Raw genomic sequence first — 1581 nt, forward strand, 5'->3', positions numbered from 1 at the left:
GGCCCTTTCGGGGGAACTCCTCCCCGATACCGCCCTCCGCCCCCCGGAGCGCGGGCCGTTGCCCGGCAAACGGCTCCCGGGGCTCTAGGCTCGGGCCCATGAGAGAGAGTTATCTTCGGCTCATCGGAGCGGCCACGGCGGCCTACGGCCTCGCGGTCGCGGTCCGACCCGAACTGCTCGCCCGTCCCTCCGGGCTGGTCGACCGCATCGGGCAGGTCGCCCCCGAGACCGCGACCTCCCTGCGGCCCCTCGCCTGGCGCGACGCGGCCAACGGACTCGCCATGGCGCTGGCCCCCAACCGCAGTGCCCTCAAGGCCGCGACGGCCCTGCGCATCGCCTCCGACTTCGGCGACGCCGTCCTCCTCGCCGCGACCCTTCCCGAGCGGCGCCATCGCATCGGCGCCGTCGCGGTCTCGGTCGCCTGGGGAGCCCTCTCCGTCGCGGCGCTGGCGAGCCGTCCCCCCGCCGACGCCGCGCGGGTTCCCACCCCGCCACCACCGGTCACCGGTCCCTGAACCGCCGGGCCGACCCCGTCGGCCCGGCGGCACCCGGCGTCCCTACCGGCGCCCGGACGGCGGGGACGCCGCCCGTGCCGGATCCAGCAGCACCGCCGCCGGGTCCCCCAGCCGCTCCAGCCTGTCCGGGACATCCGCGATGGTGAACCGCAGACGTTCCGGCCGCAGCCGTCCCTCCGCCAGCTCCTCCGACGTCAGCGGGGTGGAGACCGTCGGCTCCGGTCGGGCCCGCGGGGTGTAGGGCGCGGCGGTGGTCTTCGCCGCGGCGTTCTGACTCCAGTCGATGAACACCCGCCCCCGGCGCAGGGAACGCTCCATCGTGGTCACCACCGACTCCGGGGACTCCACGGCCACCTCCTCCGCCAGACGTCGGGCGTACCGCGTGACCTCCTCCGCGGGGGTGGGGCGGAGCGCGGCCAGCAGGTGCAGGCCCTTGGACCCGGAGGTCTTGGCGCAGGCCGTCAGCCCGTCCGCCGCCAACCGTTCGCACAGCCGAACGGCCACCGCGCAGCACTCTCCGATCCCCGCCGGCGCGCCCGGGTCCAGGTCCAGCACCAGGCGATCCGCCATGCCGGGCGCCGGACACCGCCACTGGGGCACGTGGAACTCCGTCACCAGGTTCGCCGCCCACAACAGCGTCGGGAGATCCCCGATCACCACCTGCGGGACGTCCGGCCCGTCCCGGCGCGGCACCCCACAGGTCCCCACCCACTCCGGTGTCCCCGGCGGGACGTTCTTGGAGAAGAACGTCGGCTCCTCCGCCCCGCGCGGATAGCGCAGGAAACTCACCGGCCGATCCCGCAGGTGCGGCAGGACGGCCTCGGCCACGGCCTCGTGGTACGCCCACAGGTCCCGCTTGGTGGTACCCGTCGCCGGGTGGATCACCCGGTCCGGATGGGTGGCCGCGACCCGCCGGCCGGCGACCTCCCGCTCGATCCGTTCCCCCTGCCCGTCCCTCTCCCCGGCCTCTTCGTCGCCTTCCGTCATGGTGTCGAGGGTGGCACGGGCGCTCCGCGACCGTGCCACCCTCGACACCATGACGGAAGGCGACGAAGAGGCCGGGGAG

The 1581-nt window shown here is 75.2% G+C and carries 2 protein-coding genes; one reads left to right on the forward strand and one right to left on the reverse strand.

All coding sequences use genetic code 11. From position 1 onward, the window contains the following. The first annotated feature begins 98 nt into the window (after positions 1-98). The gene (locus FOE67_RS25305; RefSeq protein WP_182667142.1) at positions 99-515 is read left to right on the forward strand and encodes a hypothetical protein; all 417 of its coding nucleotides are present in this window, start codon (positions 99-101) and stop codon (positions 513-515) included. 42 nt (positions 516-557) lie between these two features. On the opposite strand, the gene ligD is transcribed toward FOE67_RS25305, so the two are convergent. After that, positions 558-1502 (reverse strand): non-homologous end-joining DNA ligase, encoded by a 945-nt coding sequence (gene ligD, locus FOE67_RS25310; RefSeq protein WP_182667143.1) that lies wholly within the window; start codon positions 1500-1502, stop codon positions 558-560. Positions 1503-1581 lie beyond the last annotated feature (79 nt).

The organism is Streptomyces calidiresistens (genome assembly GCF_014141525.1).
In the GTDB taxonomy this organism is placed as follows: domain Bacteria; phylum Actinomycetota; class Actinomycetes; order Streptomycetales; family Streptomycetaceae; genus Streptomyces; species Streptomyces calidiresistens.